This window comes from Haloarcula nitratireducens (assembly GCF_019599505.1).
The window spans coordinates 27,775-42,621 of record NZ_RKLT01000024.1; the positions used below are offsets into that span (position 1 = coordinate 27,775).

Annotated in this window: 22 protein-coding genes; 11 read left to right on the forward strand and 11 right to left on the reverse strand. The window is 57.6% G+C overall.

The window, feature by feature from the left end; genetic code table 11:
* Window positions 1–43: 43 nt before the first annotated feature.
* Window positions 44–301, reverse strand: a complete 258-nt coding sequence (locus EGH23_RS22580) for a hypothetical protein (RefSeq protein WP_220582250.1) — start codon at window positions 299–301, stop codon at window positions 44–46.
* Between the two features lie 390 nt (window positions 302–691).
* Here EGH23_RS22580 and EGH23_RS22585 point away from each other — a divergent pair, with 390 nt between their 5' ends.
* From EGH23_RS22585 to EGH23_RS22610, 6 genes are all read left to right on the forward strand, one after another.
* Complete coding sequence (locus EGH23_RS22585; protein ID WP_220582251.1) at window positions 692–1,033, forward strand: PadR family transcriptional regulator; 342 nt, start codon at window positions 692–694, stop codon at window positions 1,031–1,033.
* Between the two features lie 106 nt (window positions 1,034–1,139).
* Window positions 1,140–1,439 (forward strand): hypothetical protein, encoded by a 300-nt coding sequence (locus EGH23_RS22590; protein ID WP_220582252.1) that lies wholly within the window; start codon window positions 1,140–1,142, stop codon window positions 1,437–1,439.
* A 337-nt stretch (window positions 1,440–1,776) separates the two neighbouring features.
* Window positions 1,777–1,989, forward strand: coding sequence for a hypothetical protein (locus EGH23_RS22595; RefSeq protein ID WP_220582253.1), 213 nt, complete (start codon window positions 1,777–1,779; stop codon window positions 1,987–1,989).
* Window positions 1,990–2,132: 143 nt separating this feature from the next.
* The gene (locus EGH23_RS22600; RefSeq protein ID WP_220582254.1) at window positions 2,133–3,017 is read left to right on the forward strand and encodes a hypothetical protein; all 885 of its coding nucleotides are present in this window, start codon (window positions 2,133–2,135) and stop codon (window positions 3,015–3,017) included.
* 347 nt (window positions 3,018–3,364) lie between these two features.
* Window positions 3,365–3,595 carry a hypothetical protein gene (locus EGH23_RS22605; protein WP_220582255.1) on the forward strand — a complete coding sequence of 77 codons (231 nt, stop codon included), beginning with the start codon at window positions 3,365–3,367 and terminating at the stop codon, window positions 3,593–3,595.
* A gap of 9 nt (window positions 3,596–3,604) precedes the next feature.
* Window positions 3,605–4,021, forward strand: coding sequence for a PIN domain-containing protein (locus tag EGH23_RS22610; RefSeq protein ID WP_220582256.1), 417 nt, complete (start codon window positions 3,605–3,607; stop codon window positions 4,019–4,021).
* A gap of 432 nt (window positions 4,022–4,453) precedes the next feature.
* On the opposite strand, the gene EGH23_RS22615 is transcribed toward EGH23_RS22610, so the two are convergent.
* A complete protein-coding gene (locus EGH23_RS22615; RefSeq protein ID WP_220582257.1) occupies window positions 4,454–5,341 on the reverse strand; it encodes a DUF8172 family protein in 888 nt (295 codons plus the stop codon).
* A gap of 420 nt (window positions 5,342–5,761) precedes the next feature.
* On the opposite strand from EGH23_RS22615, the gene EGH23_RS22620 reads away from it, so the two are divergent.
* Together EGH23_RS22620 and EGH23_RS22625 are read left to right on the forward strand one after the other, a co-directional pair.
* On the forward strand, window positions 5,762–6,037 hold the full coding sequence (locus EGH23_RS22620; RefSeq protein ID WP_220582258.1) for a DUF433 domain-containing protein: 276 nt from the start codon (window positions 5,762–5,764) through the stop codon (window positions 6,035–6,037).
* On the forward strand, window positions 6,034–6,402 hold the full coding sequence (locus EGH23_RS22625; RefSeq protein ID WP_220582259.1) for a DUF5615 family PIN-like protein: 369 nt from the start codon (window positions 6,034–6,036) through the stop codon (window positions 6,400–6,402). Before EGH23_RS22620 ends, EGH23_RS22625 begins: the two co-directional genes overlap by 4 nt.
* A gap of 526 nt (window positions 6,403–6,928) precedes the next feature.
* Here EGH23_RS22625 and EGH23_RS22630 read toward each other — a convergent pair.
* Both EGH23_RS22630 and EGH23_RS22635 read right to left on the reverse strand, forming a co-directional pair.
* A complete protein-coding gene (locus tag EGH23_RS22630) occupies window positions 6,929–7,279 on the reverse strand; it encodes a four-helix bundle copper-binding protein (RefSeq protein WP_220582260.1) in 351 nt (116 codons plus the stop codon).
* A 224-nt stretch (window positions 7,280–7,503) separates the two neighbouring features.
* Window positions 7,504–8,298 (reverse strand): DUF4396 domain-containing protein, encoded by a 795-nt coding sequence (locus EGH23_RS22635; RefSeq protein ID WP_220582261.1) that lies wholly within the window; start codon window positions 8,296–8,298, stop codon window positions 7,504–7,506.
* A 285-nt stretch (window positions 8,299–8,583) separates the two neighbouring features.
* Between EGH23_RS22635 and EGH23_RS22640 the strand changes: the two genes are divergently transcribed.
* Together EGH23_RS22640 and EGH23_RS22645 are read left to right on the forward strand one after the other, a co-directional pair.
* Complete coding sequence (locus EGH23_RS22640; protein ID WP_220582262.1) at window positions 8,584–9,504, forward strand: sulfite exporter TauE/SafE family protein; 921 nt, start codon at window positions 8,584–8,586, stop codon at window positions 9,502–9,504.
* A gap of 243 nt (window positions 9,505–9,747) precedes the next feature.
* A complete protein-coding gene (locus tag EGH23_RS22645; protein WP_220582263.1) occupies window positions 9,748–10,386 on the forward strand; it encodes a MaoC/PaaZ C-terminal domain-containing protein in 639 nt (212 codons plus the stop codon).
* Window positions 10,387–10,479: 93 nt separating this feature from the next.
* On the opposite strand, the gene EGH23_RS22650 is transcribed toward EGH23_RS22645, so the two are convergent.
* From EGH23_RS22650 to EGH23_RS22660, 3 genes are all read right to left on the reverse strand, one after another.
* Window positions 10,480–10,827, reverse strand: a complete 348-nt coding sequence (locus EGH23_RS22650) for a cupredoxin domain-containing protein (protein ID WP_220582264.1) — start codon at window positions 10,825–10,827, stop codon at window positions 10,480–10,482.
* A gap of 252 nt (window positions 10,828–11,079) precedes the next feature.
* Window positions 11,080–11,448, reverse strand: a complete 369-nt coding sequence (locus tag EGH23_RS22655; RefSeq protein WP_220582265.1) for an SHOCT domain-containing protein — start codon at window positions 11,446–11,448, stop codon at window positions 11,080–11,082.
* A 132-nt stretch (window positions 11,449–11,580) separates the two neighbouring features.
* Window positions 11,581–11,802 carry a hypothetical protein gene (locus EGH23_RS22660; protein WP_220582266.1) on the reverse strand — a complete coding sequence of 74 codons (222 nt, stop codon included), beginning with the start codon at window positions 11,800–11,802 and terminating at the stop codon, window positions 11,581–11,583.
* 429 nt (window positions 11,803–12,231) lie between these two features.
* Between EGH23_RS22660 and EGH23_RS22665 the strand changes: the two genes are divergently transcribed.
* Window positions 12,232–12,426, forward strand: coding sequence for a hypothetical protein (locus EGH23_RS22665; protein WP_220582267.1), 195 nt, complete (start codon window positions 12,232–12,234; stop codon window positions 12,424–12,426).
* 233 nt (window positions 12,427–12,659) lie between these two features.
* Here EGH23_RS22665 and EGH23_RS22670 read toward each other — a convergent pair whose 3' ends face one another.
* The 4 genes from EGH23_RS22670 to EGH23_RS22685 all read right to left on the reverse strand — a co-directional run bounded on the left by EGH23_RS22670 (window position 12,660) and on the right by EGH23_RS22685 (window position 14,238).
* On the reverse strand, window positions 12,660–13,013 hold the full coding sequence (locus EGH23_RS22670; protein WP_220582268.1) for an SHOCT domain-containing protein: 354 nt from the start codon (window positions 13,011–13,013) through the stop codon (window positions 12,660–12,662).
* 3 nt (window positions 13,014–13,016) lie between these two features.
* On the reverse strand, window positions 13,017–13,433 hold the full coding sequence (locus EGH23_RS22675; RefSeq protein ID WP_220582269.1) for a DUF302 domain-containing protein: 417 nt from the start codon (window positions 13,431–13,433) through the stop codon (window positions 13,017–13,019).
* Between the two features lie 93 nt (window positions 13,434–13,526).
* Window positions 13,527–13,880, reverse strand: coding sequence for an SHOCT domain-containing protein (locus tag EGH23_RS22680; RefSeq protein WP_220582270.1), 354 nt, complete (start codon window positions 13,878–13,880; stop codon window positions 13,527–13,529).
* A gap of 61 nt (window positions 13,881–13,941) precedes the next feature.
* Window positions 13,942–14,238, reverse strand: coding sequence for a hypothetical protein (locus tag EGH23_RS22685; RefSeq protein ID WP_220582271.1), 297 nt, complete (start codon window positions 14,236–14,238; stop codon window positions 13,942–13,944).
* Between the last annotated feature and the right edge of the window lie 609 nt (window positions 14,239–14,847).

A 14,847-nucleotide genomic window follows, 5' to 3' on the forward strand; every position in this document is an offset into this window, starting at 1 on the left:
GACACTTAGTATTTGCGCTGAACAGCGCAACTCGACTGAGTATTTAATTGCCGAAATAATAATTTCGGCCCTTCTGAGTGGCTCTGTGATAGCCTTTCGTATTTGGTATCTTCTCAACTAGCCCCTCTTTACGAAGCTCCCGAAGATAATTATCCACAGAACGCCGTTCAAAGGTTGCTCCTTGCTGTTTACAGTTATGGAATATCACAGCAGGCGGGAGGTGTAACCCGCTCTCTACGAGGAGCCCGAGAACCAGTCTTTTCCGCTCCTCTTTGCCCATAGCGTCCTTGTCACTTGCCACGTTCAAAGTAACTCCGAAGGAATCGCTATTTGAATCAGTATCGCACTTCCACGTTCTCTGGCACATATTTGCTACGAGCAACGCAAAGCACTAAGTGCTTGCGCATCTCACAGTTCTAGCACAACCGACGCGTCGCTCCTCGGGCGTCGTTGGAAAACCGAGTGCGACGCCGTGCTGCAACACGGGCGCCGCGTCGGTCCAGAACCGCATGAACGCACACGCAACGGGGAGCCTTGAAACCTTCCCACGGACTGCGTCGTATCGCCAGCCGACCACCGACCAACGTCGTCGTTTCGGATCACGACATCAACGGCCTGTCTGTTGTTCACGTGCCCACAGTAGCCGTTGGAGTCCCGCCAACGACCGCACAGCCCGCCAAGGAGGCCCAGCATGACGACTCATTACGCCCTCACGGGCTTCCAGCGCGATGTCTGCCAAGCCATCGCCGCCGTCGACGACGAACCCTACGGCCTCGCACTCAAGGCCTACCTCGACGAGCGCTACCCCGAGCCGATCAACCACAGCCGCCTCTACCAGAATCTCGATACCCTCGCCGACAAGAACCTCATCACCTGCGACCCGCTCGACGACCGCACCAACGCCTACACCCTCACTGAGGCCGGCCACAAGCTCCTCACCCACCAGGCCGAGACCCTCGCCCGCTGCACTGACCGCCCGCGGCCGGTCGCCGACGGCGGTGCCCACACCCTGACGGAGGCCGACCAGTCATGACTGGCCCAGTCACACGAGCCTGCCCAGCCAGCGCTGAGACTCACGAACAACCGCGGTCGTCCCACCAGCACTGGGCGGCGACGAAACGCGCGTCGGGAGGAGATCGATGACGCCCGCCGTCGGCGCGGTCGTCGCGCTGACCGAACTCGACAGCGAGCCACGGCTGCTCGTCACCGCCGTCGACGACGCCGACAATACTGTCACGGGTGTCTTGCTCGCGGATCTGGCCGCCGAGACGATCCAGCGCCTTGCTTCGGCCGGTGACCGCCACCGTCGCGAGGAGCTGATACTCGCGGTGACACAGACCACCGAGCTCGCGCGGTTCTGTGTGCCAGTCGAGGACTGCCGGCAGCTGGATGAATCGGGTTTCGATGGCGCTGCACGCCGGGAGCGTGAAAGCCGATGACTCGCGCCGGACTACTATCGCGTGGGCACAAGCGAACCTACACTGCAACGGACTGGCAGGCCCACGGCCCCAGTCAGGATGAGAACAATGGCCGCGGCTGGGAGACGCGTCCGTGTTCGTGTACGGGGCCGAAGCGTCCGATGGGAGTACCAGACCACCGGACGCGAGAACCGAAGATTCACGGCTGTTCCTCTGACAGCATTCACTTCATTTACCAATTAGTTGTAAAAAGCTTCTCACTAGATATATACGGGTCTTCCCGTCAGCCTCATCGCTCAGTTCGACTCTATCAGCGGCCTCACAATCCGTTCTCGGCGGACAATGACGGTGATCGGTGATGGCCCGGACAGACCCCTCTCAGACTCCTGCAAGCGATACAGCGCCCACACAGACGACGCAGTGGCGACTGCGCTACCAGGTCGGGGATCTGGTCCACTACACCGAGTGGCACGAGGACTTTGCCACGGTCGAGAATCTCGCCGTGCAGTATCGGGACGGCGACTACGGCCACGACGTCGTCATCGAACGCCGCACGGAGGTCGAGGGATGAGGATGCTCGGTCCCGACGGCGGTCGGGCTTGTGTCCTGTGTGGTGCGAGGAGTAGCCAGTCGCTGCTGTCGCCCAGTCACGCCTAGCCCGTGCCGTGGTCGGCACTGCTCGGTTCGATTCCGAGCACGGGCCCTGTGGTCAGTATGCCACGCAACACCGACGCCGACGAGAACGAGACCGAGAGCACAGCCACCGACGACCAACTGGCCGCCCAGCTGGGGATGGATATTAGTGACGACGATGCGCCCGATACCGAGGCCCTACAGGAACTCGTGGGGCAGTTAGAGGGGAAAACGGCACCCCCCGTTTCGAGTGTTCTCGAAGGACTGGTCGCGACCATCGACTCACTGCAGGACCGTGTCGAGGAACTCGAAGCTCAGCAGGAGCAGACCCACGACATCGCGACGACCGCTGTTGGGCAGTCAGCCGAAGCCGAGAGCCGCCTCGACGATGTTGAAGAGCAACAGGAGGAAACCCACGAGATCGCCAAGAGTGCCATCGCGAAGGCTCAGCAACTCGAAGCTGACCCTGATCAGCAGGAAGACGCAGAAACACTGCCCGAGGGTATCGAGCCCAGTTCGTCGCCGCTGGATTTCTTCGCGAACTGCCGGCAGGCCAAAGTCAAGTCGATGTTCGTCGAACGGTCGAACCGCCAGAACACGTACCGTGCGATTAGCGTGGCCAAGCGCTGGCCAGAGTTCGCCACTGAGCGAACTGACGGGAGTGGCGTCTTCTTCACCAAGGACGATGTCGAGACTGCGCTGACCGCGGAACTGGGGAAGGAGCCGCACCGACAGACAGTCAAGCGTGTTTGGGAGAAACTGATCGAAATTGGCGGTGATGATCTGGTCGAGAAGACTCGGCAAGTCGGCCGGGAGCAGACGCAGACGGAATTGTTGGCGATGGACACCGAGACAGCAGAAGGACTGGTTGAGAAACGTTACGTCGGCCTCGATCTGTTGGAGAACGGTGATCGGAAGGCAACGACGGGCGGCGTCACGCCCGTTGTGGTGGAGTCTTCCGGGTAACCCTGTGACGAGCACGGGATAAGACGGGAATCGGCACAGAACCGGCGTTGATGGACGCGGTGGCACGTGCCCTGCTGTCGCCGACGCTGCTGTTCGTTAGCTGTAGCAACCGGGAGCGACCCCATTCTTGCAGGAGTGTAGTGAGTGTTTGTAACACGAACGGAGCGACCAGTCCCGATTCGCTGTTCACAACGGGTGTGACGGACCTTTCAGCAGAATCGGAGTCATGCGATCTGCCGGCTCCCGTACGGTGACTGAACAAATCGACCGTGCAGGCAGAAGCAACCGGAGCTAATCAAAGAGGCGCACCGAAAGACACAGTATTCTGTGTCAGCATAGATTACTGTATGCCCAGTATTACAGTCAATGTGGACGACGACCTCAAAGCACGAATGGAAAACCACCCGGAAATCAACTGGAGTGAAGTCACGCGACAGACCATCCAAGAGAAAATCGAGGCACTCGAAGTGATGGACGAACTCGCCGGCCAAAGCGAACTCACCGAGAACGACGTGCAGGAACTCGCCGAGAAGATCAACGAACGTGGACGCCAGCGTGTCGACGAAGAATCGGCGTAAACTCGACGAATGAAGCTGGTCATCGATGCCAACGTCGTTATCTCTGCGCTCATCGCGGATTCGAAAACCCGAGAACTCATCGTCACGCTTAATCCGGACCTCCTGACACCTGCGTTCGTCCATGATGAAATTGAGACCTATGAAGACCTGATCGTCGAGAAATCCGGGATGGAACCGGATCGAGTCATACAGTTCCTCGAGCTCTTATTCCAGTATATCGAGGTGGTTCCAGCCGACGATTTCTATCCGGCTATCGAGAGGGCAGAAGCGGAACTCGGCGACACCGACCCAGACGATGTGCTCTATCTTGCGTGTGCACTCGCCAGCGATGCAGCCATTTGGAGCGATGACGCTGATTTCGATGAACAGGCGCTGGTCGAGACCTACTCGACAAGCGACGTGATTGACGCGTTCGACACGCGGTGATCCAAAATCTGTTCCGACTGGCTGACCCAGTTAGGGCTGTCTCTAACTCCTTACTGTTCGTAGCTGCAGTACTTAGAAGCGACCCCATTCTTACAGGAGTGGAGTGAGTGTTCGTAACACGAACGGAGCGACCAGTCCCGATTTCCTGTTCACAACAGGTGTGACGACTTTCCCGGCAAGAAATCTCTCCGAAAGTGCTGTCAGCACCTCCAATGTACAGAAGATTCCCTCCTCTTATACTATCTGAGCGCCAGCGCAGTCAAGGGAGTGAACCATAATAGTCGGCACAGCACTAGGTTTATCCCGCTCGGAAGACTCCATTCAGCTATGAGCCTCGAAGAGACAGTCGATTACCTTGCCGAGGAACTCGACCTCGAGCGAAGTGAGCACGTCCGCGAGGTCGGTCAGTCAGTTGCGGAGCTTCGCGACTGATCAAAACAGGTTTTTGAAGTCCCGTTCGACGAGGCCTGCTTCTAAGTAGTCGATGAACTCCCGCTTTGTCGGTCCGGTTCGACTCAGGAGCGCGTCGCGGTCTGCTCGCTGAAGAGTTGCACGAGCAAACGCCCGACAGTGTGCTTCGTGCTGCGTCGCGTACGTCGTAAGGGCTTCACGCCAGTGCATGTCTAAGTCAAATTCGGCTAACTGGATTCGAATGCCGTCTTTCCGCTCTACACCATCGACGCCTAACTCTGCGAGCCGTTTGAATCGAACATTGTTTCGCCGGACCGTGATCAGACGTTTCGACTCGACGATATACGGATCAACCCACTCCTGCCACGTTTCATCGTCAAGGTGGGTCCGTGGCATATCGAAATCCGGGTCGACACTCTCGATACAGAACTGCAGCATCGCGATTCCGGTCCGATGGTTCGCGTTCGGTAGCGAGTGGCGGAGAATAAGGTTTGACATCACGTCGCCAGCGACCTCTGGAAGCGGGGCGTCCCACGAAACATGGTTGAGTGCTTGCTGAATCTTCTGTGGTTCAAATTCCTTGTAAAGGTGAAATTCGTCTGCCTCTTGGACATCCACGGCTGCTTCCAATAGTTCCACCAATCGAAAAGCAACGACTTGCACCGAGCGGGGGAGTTCGGTAATTCGGTCGCGAAGCCACTCCTTGTCGATATCAATGTCTGCTGCGTTTTCGATCTCCGTTTCGCTTTCGTAGAGAACGTAGACTGGAGTCGTAAACGGATAGCCGATGAGCTTTGTCGCGCCGTCCAGATCCAACTGTCGGGCAACTAAATCCGCTGATGACGCCGAGCTATACTTCAGCGAGAAATTCTCGGCTTGCGGATGGTGATAATGGACGACTCGCGCCATCTATACCTGTGTTCATGAGACGAACCTAAATCAACTCGGTGTTCTTCATCTGAGAGTCCTGTTGATCCGCTACTGCTACGGTGAGGGGACACCACCCTCTGACGAGACGACCTACCGACCAGATCGATACGGAACCAACCTTACTGAATTCGGCGGCACGTACCCTGCTGCCGCTGGCATTGCTGTGTGCTAGCTGCAGTAACCGGGAGCGACCCCTTCTTTGCAGGAGTGGAGTGAATGTTCGTCACACGAACGGAGCGACCAGTCCCAAATCCTGGTTCACAATAGGTGACAGATTACCTCTCTTAGAACACCGTTTCAGAGACTTCTCAAGCGTCGCTCAGTACAAACGAAGCGCCGATCAGGGAGGTGAACTAGCGACCGGAAAGATATAACCGACGAGAGTGCCTATTAACGGCCATGAATATCACCCGTGACGACGATGTGCTCGGTGGCGAGCCACGAATCGATGGCACGCGTATCGGCGTTCGGCACGTTGCTGCACGGGTAATCGACAGCGGACAGTCGCCTGCTCATGTTGCGGATCAACTCGACGTTGCCCTTGCAGACGTCTACGAATCGCTGTCCTACTACTACGCGCATATTGACGAGATGCGCGAACTCGAAGCCGAGAACGAAGCAGCATTTGACCGAGTTCGGGACTCGTCACTGAAACCTAAAGAGACTGTGCAGTGACAGGCGCGCAGATTCTACTCGACGAACACGTCGGTCGAGTCTTCGAACGACTACTCCAAGAACGTGGCCACTCCGTCGAACAGGCGAAAGATCGATTTGTAGAGTACACGACTGATGCCGAGTTGGTAGCATGGTGTGGTGAGCATGGCAATGTTCTCCTATCGAACAACGCGAAAGATTTCGAGTCACTACACCATGAGTATGATCATGGCGGTATCTTCCTCTACTACGACCAGAAATTACCAGACACCGATCCAGAAGGGCTTGCTCGGACAGTTGACGAGGTTTTCAATCAATATGGACATGATGGAGTCGAAAACCAACTCGTCGATCTCAGTGAGTGGTACGAGTGGCTTCACGAATAAAACACGCAGATAGCGTAGTTCAGACTATCGTAGTGTAGACTACAGTAGTTCAAACAATCATAATGAAACTGTTCTGCCCGCTGAGGTTAGAAAAGAACTCCATCACTGGACAGTCAAACGTATTTGAGAGATACTGATCGCGGGTGGTAGCGATGATCTGCTTGCGATGGCTCGCGACATAGCCGAAGGATTGGTTGAGCAATGCTCCGTCAGCCTTGATCGCTTGGGGAACAGCGACCGGAAAGCGACGACGGCTGGTATCATTGTTGTAGGGGAGTTGTCCGGGTAACCCTGTGACGAACTCGCTTTAACGAACGAATCGGCACAGAACCGACGGTGATGGATGCGGTGGCACGTGCCCTGCTATCGCTGACGTGGCTGTTCAGATGGTAACTACTGGGCCCCACTCCATTGCAAATTCGCTCAGCCAGACACTTTCTCCAAAAAACGTTGCTGAGTAGCGGGCAGTAGTCAGCAACGCCGTTCAAGTGCCGCTCTCGGCTCCACGCTTCGAAGATAACCCCTCTCAGGCCATGTTGCGACAGGTTTCAGCGCAGTCGCGAAGGACGTCGGCACAAGTCTGGCAGTGGTCGGCGTCGTGGCTTTCACATTCGTCGGCGCAGTCCTCACAGGCATCAGCACAGGCCTCGGCAAGCTGACTACTGTAATCGGAGTCGCGGGCCATGAATCGAGCGTGCAGCGACGTGATGTCGGCGACGTCGCGGCACAGTCGAGCACACTCCTCCATGTCCTCGCTCCCGAGGCACTCGTCAGCGCACCATTCACAGATTTGCGCTGCTGCGTTGCAGTTCTCGATACAGTCGCGCTGTTCCTCGCTCAGGTGGTCGATCTCGGAAACGGTTTCTGTAAGCGACATTGCAGACGATTGATTGGGCAGAATCGGATTAACCAATCTGCTTGCTACTGCTGGTTCAGATGCTCGGCTGTTACCCAGTTAGCTACACTACCGGAATACACTGCTATCGGTTCTTCTACTCGGTAGAGAGACAGTAGACACGCAACAGCGGTGGGCAGCATAGATGGCCACCCGAACCACTCTCCGGGCATGTCGATACCTCTGAAAAGTAGGTAGTTGCAGTTTCAGTCAGTGCTATGTGCCTGTCGATTGTTGGCCCCGTTCGGACTCCCATCCATTTCGGCAGGGTTGCCCATTCCTTCTTTCACGCCGGCGGCAATGAGCGCGACGTTGACGGGGTAGGCGGCGAAGAACCCAATGGTCAGCGAGAACAGTAGGGCCGTCCAGAACAGCGGCGTCGTCCAGCCCGCCTCACCGGCCAGCAGCAGATCGGTGCCGATGGCCACAATTTCCATGATGGTGATGCTAGGCGTCTCGCTCCAGATGGCATCCCACATCGCTTCTCTGAAGCCGACACCCTCCTGCATTAGCGGGCCGACGGTCAGCGCGAATCCGCCAACGAACGCGAGCGTGAACGTCAGTGCGACCAACCAGAGCGTCGAGACACTGAGGATGATAGTCGCGGCAGTAATCCCGATCACCTCGCCCACGCCACACCCGGAGTAACAGTGCGAAGTCGAGCGGAAGCCCTGTTTCCACAGCGAATCGCTGTCGAGCTGTGTTCGGCCCGTCAACCAGTACACGCCGAGGCCGAACAGCCCCGAGTAGGCGATGACGAGCGACCAGACGAACTTCATGAGCGATGGGATGTTCTGGTTGTATTTCTCGAAGTCCCACCACAGCACGCCCAGCGAGATGAGATTGATTGTAAACCAAATGCCCAGCGTCCACCAGCTCGACAGGATCGGCTTGATGACGTCCCGAGCAGGCGCGAGCGTCTGCTCGATCTGGTGCGCCCACTGGAGCGCCCACTCCGGAATGGGCGAACTCGCTAACGCTATCAAGGCTTGCTCGGACATAGCTATGAATAGTGCCGAGATGGGGTCTTCTTTTGGCTTGCATTGTCCGAAGCGGACAAAGTTTATCGTCGGTAGGACACTACCCTTCGCAGGGAGACTGGCCTCTTATCTGCGGAAAAGCGACAATACGCAATCGAATGCTGTGGCGATATCGCCCGGGGTATTGCAATTCGTCCGCATAACTGCTGTCTTGGTGCCGCTACTCAAGAGGTCCCAGTATGATTGAACCCAGTTCCGGTATTAACAACCGTTATGCACGTTCTCGACTGATTTTTTCCCAGAGAGATGTTACACAACGAGGCAGTCGGGCTGCTCCTCGGTGCAATTATCCTCGGTGCGGTGCACGGCATCGAACCGGGGCACGGGTGGCCAGTCGCGGCATCGTATGCACTCGATCAGGCCAACAAGTGGGTGTACGGGTTCGCCGCGAGTTTCATCCTCGGTGTCGGGCACCTCATCAGCAGTATCGCGATGGTCGGCGTGTTCTTCTATGCAAAAGAGTACTTCAATCTCACGCAGGTTAACGAACCGATTACGGTACTTGGTGGCGTCCAGATTGGCGGGCCAGTCAGTCTCGTCGCCGGTGTCTTACTCATCGCGCTCGGGATTCGCGAGTATTTCCATGGCCACTCACACGGGCAGCCCAGTAACGACAGCGGCCAAGGTCACGACCCACCCCATCCCAACGACCACCGGGACGGTTATTCGCATGATCACGACGATAATCACGATCTTGGCCACTCACACGGTCACGATCACGAGCAGGACTCCTCGTATAGACCGGTGCACTCAGCTGACCATGACCATGGGCATTCGCACGGTCATGACCATGATGAGGGTGGATGGATCTCACGGCTAAAGGGCTTCGTGCCGTTCGTCGGTGGCCACTCACATTCACATGGTGAGCTTGATGACGCTGCCGACCGGGGACTGTTCGGCATCGCGTGGTTCGCCTTCGTTCTTGGATTCGCTCACGAAGAGGAGTTCGAGATAATCGCGATGTGTGCCGGGTCGAATTACTGTCTGGAACTGATGAGCGTGTATGCAATTACCGTCATCATCGGTATCGTCGGCCTGACGATGCTCTTGATTGCGGGCTATCAAAACTACGAAGCGAAAGTCGAACAGTACACACCGTACCTTCCCGTATTCTCCGCTGCTGTTCTTATCGTCATGGGTATTGGATTCATGCTGGGACTGCTCTGAGCGAGCGACTGATACGCAGATCTACCGGGTCTACAGGCGGGACAAGGCGAGTGCCTCGGGGCTTGTCCCCGAGGTACTTCACTGCATCTCTGTCTCCAATGCAAAAAGAGAACACATTCCGTTCTCGCTTCAGAAATCGTGAGAGCGCCAAGTCACACATACGTTGATGGGCTGTCACTACAGTAATCTCTATACGGCGATTGCACTCATCCAACAAAGCGATGAAATCCGCTGACTGTACTCATGCCAGTTGATCCCGTATGCGGGATGGAAATCCCGATAGACGCCACAGAAGCGACTACCGAGTATCAGGAAGAGACGTTCCATTTCTGTTCGACAGACTGCCGCGACCTGTTCGAAAGCGCTCCGCAGCAGTACCTCAGGACGCCCCACCCACATCTCGTCGAGGTGAGTGGATCCATGCTCCCTCGCCTGCCATATGGCCGTGCAAAAGGTGAATTCGATATCGACATCGAAGATCCCACGTCTCTCCAGGAGGGAGACAGCGTCAGTTTCTCGAAAGTGATCACCGAGGACGATGTCCGGAAGTTCGCCGAAGCAACCAGCGACACGAACGCTCTCCACCTCAACGACGCGTTCGCCGAGAAGACGCGATTCGGTCACCGAATCGTTCATGGGACGCTTGTCTCCGGACTGCTCAGCGCCGCCCTCGCGTGCTTCCCCGGCCTCACGATCTACATCTCGCAGAATCTCGAGTTTCGACGCCCGGTTGACATCGGCGAGTCACTGACAGCCCAGTGCAAAATCGTCGACGAGCTTGAAGCCGACCGGTATCGACTCACGACGCGCGTCGAGAATGACGCTGACGAGATCGTCCTCGATGGAACGGCGACGGTGCTGATCGACCCACTCCCAGAATGATGTCTTGGCTCGAACAACCGAGGCAGTTCACGGGCTCGTCCGGCGAGAGTGCTAGCAGCAGTTGACTGTTGGTTCGTGGCAAGTGACGACCGCTCACGTGACGACGATGCCACCGTCAATTTCCATGTACGAGTGGCCGTAGCCGCAGTAGGTCAGGCAGCTCAGCGTGTAATCACCACGTCGTGTGGCACTGAGTTGACGAACGACAGGTCTAGTGGCACTCTGCAGGAGTGCAATGGGGTGCATCATCATTCCACCGCCCATATGCATCTGTCCGGATGGCATGATTGCGAGGCTGTGGTCGGGATACTGTTCGTTTGCTGCCTCCAACAGTTCGTGAAAGTCGCCGTCAGCAGGGGGCGAGATGCGCTCCTCGTTTCGCTCTTCGAGCACTTCGTGGTCAGGAATCGCCTCACGAATCGCCTGTGGAAGCGATTGCATGGCTTGGCTCGAGAGCGTGTTGAACGAAACCACCCGAAGAACATCGTTCCGTTGCAGGCTGACACGCTCCTGTTCTTCGCCGGAGTCATCAACGATGACGAAGCCCCAGTGGTAGGCCCCGACGTAAATCGTTCTGTCAACGCCATCCCCACTGCCTGGGAGAGTCCCCACACATCCCGACAGACTCGCGAGGCCGGCTCCGAGCGCAGTCAAGAATTCTCGCCGCTGTCCTGTCGGAGACATATTCGTGACCTACTGCGACTCCTCGCGGCGAAGGTTCGCGCGCCGTTCCTCGAACTCTTCTTCGGACAGATCACCGCGAGCGTACGCCACCCTGAGCTCTTCAAGTGCTCTCTCGTTGGCCATCGACGAGCCGACGCGGCCGACGAGACCTCGGTAGAGGAGGTAGCCGATGCCGACGAGGACGACGAGCCAGACGAGCATCATCCCGATACCCCACAGCGGTGAGAGCCCGCCGGCCATGCCGCCGCCCCACCACCAGCCCATCATTCCCATCATCGGCATCGCGAACACCATCATCAACAGCGGGAACAGGACGATCACCGCGAGGACAATCAGGACAATGCGGAGCAAGCCGTCGGACGTGCGCTCTGTCGACATAGTGATACTCGCTAGAAATGTTCGTCGACTACGTGCATAAAGTTGGCTGGCTGCCAGTACAACTCCAGGAATGGCTTCTACCGGAGGAGACAGCAGCGACGTTGCTCCGTGTCGTCACTAGGGCGAGTCCACTCAACAGCAGTCCGGGCCGTCGGGCGACCACTCACACGCATTACCGGTCGTCAGGTCGTTGTCGTCCACGTACGCCGAGAGACACGCGTAGTTACAGAAGTACGTCGGCGACCCACAGTCATCGGCGCAGTCACGTACACAGATTGGATCGTGCTTGAAGATGCGCGACCCGCAGTACGCACAGGCTTCGTCGGCGTTGGGGAGTTCGACAGTTGTAGACACATTTGTGCTACGGGCACGAGTCAAAAACGTATTTCGCCAGTTGCATCCAGAAAATTGATTCCCGCCTGCCGGCGGTTTACGGAAAATCAAGGAGAAAGCCCCGTGCTTTAGCGCGGGGATGAATCCGACAACAGGGCCGCAACCGTCGGTATTAAACTCCCTGACAGTGTATGTCGTGGTAAGCACAACGAGCAAAGACTGGCGGTTGGATTGGGGTCCGCCCGGACGACGAAGGCCACCACACCGTTCCCGAAAGGGCGTCACCGAGGTCGCCGCGAGGCGGCAATCAAAAAGCGATGCTCGCTCGCTTGTGCCTGCCCACTGTGGCGCGAAGGGCAGGCAGGCCGATGGCACGGCCCGTGCCCGGACGCGGGGAAACCTGCGACGGGGGGCATCCCCGCCGTCTCTTCGAGACGAACGGGATGCACGGTGCAAGCGGATACCGCGTCCGAATGGACGCCGAACACGCCACACCCCTCGCGGGGCCGACGTATCGCGCACGAACCCGGTATCGCCTCGCCGGACCTCGTTCGGCAGGCGAGAAGTTGCCAGCGGGGACGTGGGACCGGCCCGCTGTCCCGCGTTGGAATCCTCGCCGTTCACGGCGGGGAGGATGTCAAGTAGGGGCCCTTGAATTCGATTGTCCAGGTCCTCGGTTCTCTCATACACCCGGGATAGACTTCCGCCTCGTATCGCGCCATACACTGAGGGTGACAGGTAGTGTTGCAGTGCTCGCAGACGAAATACCTCCCCGTCACTTTCATATTGGGTGTCACAGGTGTAGCCCCGAACCATTGGTCGTCGAAGGGACGCTGGCTATCGGCAGAAATCGCTGTGCTTGCTCTTTCGAGAGTCCGTTAGTCCGACCGTTCAAGCTTCTCGCGACGCGCCGCGAACTCTTCTTCGGTGAGATCACCACGGGCGTACGCCATGCGCAACTCCTCCATGGCGGGAGTCTGAGACGACGGTGATTCAGCCACGCGACGGACGAGGAGATATCCTCCACCGAGCAAGACGAGGAGGAAGACCAGCGGGACAAGCATCCCGACGAGTGGCCACCAACCGCTGGTCGTTCCGGATACGCCCATCATTCCACCGTATCCCATCATCCCGCCGAATCCCATCCCCATCGTGAGCAAAGGCAGGACGATGATCGCCCCGAGGATGAGGAGAACGATGGTTGTGGTGTCGAGTTGGTTTGATGATGCCATGGTTCAGACCTCCGACGCGGAGTCGAATTCGTCCGCGACACTGGCGAGAACGCGTTCGAACCGGTCGTGGACCTCGTTCGCGATCGAGTCGAGTGCCTCGTTGCCGGCGATGCCGACGAGCTGTTGTGGGTCGACGGCACTCACCGTAATCTCGCCATCGTCGGTTTCGTAGACGATGACGTTACATGGGAGAAGTGCGCCGAGTTCGATCTCCTCGTTCAGGCCCTCGTGGGCCAGTCCCGGATTACACGCACCGAGGATGCGGTACTGTCGGAACTCCTCGCCGAGTTTCTCCTCGAGCGTCGCTTGGACGTCGATGTCGCAGAGGACGCCGAATTCTTCATCTTTGAGCGCGTCGACCGTTGTCTCGACTACTTGGTCGAAGTCACCGGACACGGACGTTTGTATTGTGTACGTCATGCAATATGGTACTCTGTTGATTGACTTAAGGGTGGGGTTCCGAAGTGGTCGTCACGGATGGAGTCATCCGTGTTGGAACTAGTACCGAATGGCTCATCCGGCACGTTCCAACTGTTCACGTCGCCGCTCGAATTCGTCGTCAGAGAGTTCGCCACGGGCGTAGCGCTCTCGGAGAACCGAGAGCGGCCCCTCGTCATCCCCGTCGGTTTCTCGGTTGAGAAGCGCATAGACGAGGTAGAGGGGGACGGCGATGAGGAGCCCCATCCAGAGGAGTCCCCAGAGCCCCATCGCTCCGCCGAAGAGGCCCCAGCCGCCGCCCATCATGCCGCCGCCGTAGCTCTCGCCGCCGTGGGCAGCAGCTGTTCCAGTCGCTGCGACCAGCAGTGGGACGGCGAGTAACGCGAGTCGACGAGCAGTGCGTCCGAGAGTATTGGTGGGTTTCGTCATGATTGTGAATTAGTGGTGGGTTTCGATATTTGGTCGAAGCGATCGAAACGGTCAGGAGCCGTCAGCAGTGGCCCTGCCCGTACATCCCGCGGTCGTGGTCGTCCTTAGCCATGTCCTGGGCCATCTCATCGACGGTCACACCCATGTGGGACTCCATCCACTCGACGCTACCGGGACCCATATGGTCGGTCATGTGGCCGTCCATCCAGGCCGCCCAGTCGTCGGCGTTCCCGTCGTACGGGGGCGCGTCGTCTGCGGTCGTTTCGTTGCCGTGTGCGCTGACCAGGCCCGGGGCAAGCGCGAGTCCGACAATCGCGAGCGCCACAAGCAGCCAGCGGCCGATGGTGTAGTTGGTCATTGTCTTTCTCCTCGGTTAGTCGTAGGACCGCTCGGGGGTTATCGCGATGGGTGTGAACCCACGCAGGAGAACGTTCGAGAGCGTGTATAGCGTCATCTAATCGTTCCTCAGGAACAAGACCGTTCATCCCAGCTAAATTCGTCAGGCAATCGTAGTCATCGGTCAATGTCGTGGAACGGTTCAGAGCCAGCGGCAGTGGCACGACGATACCCTCCCAGCGGAATGACAGCGTGAAAGGCGTTCAGGAACGACTGACTATCTACGTCTGCGAAACCAAACTCCACGTAGAGGCGCTAATTACTACCAATCTCGTTTTAGGCCATCTGACACGAGTTTACTAATCCAAATACGATTCAGTGAAAAAATCTCGGCTTAGTGCCTTTCAGAAGGATACACGAAGTGAATAACGATACTGCTAGTCGATGAGAGCTAGTCCTGTGACATCCTTACTCGAGCGGGCATATTACCAGTACGTGGGCGCGGCAATGTCTGTCCTGTCCCGATATCCTATCGGGACCAACGTCTATGAACGAGACTGGGACGCGCTCGTCATACTCGATACGTGTCGAGTGGATGCGCTCCGGGAGGTGGCCCCGGAGTATGATTTCA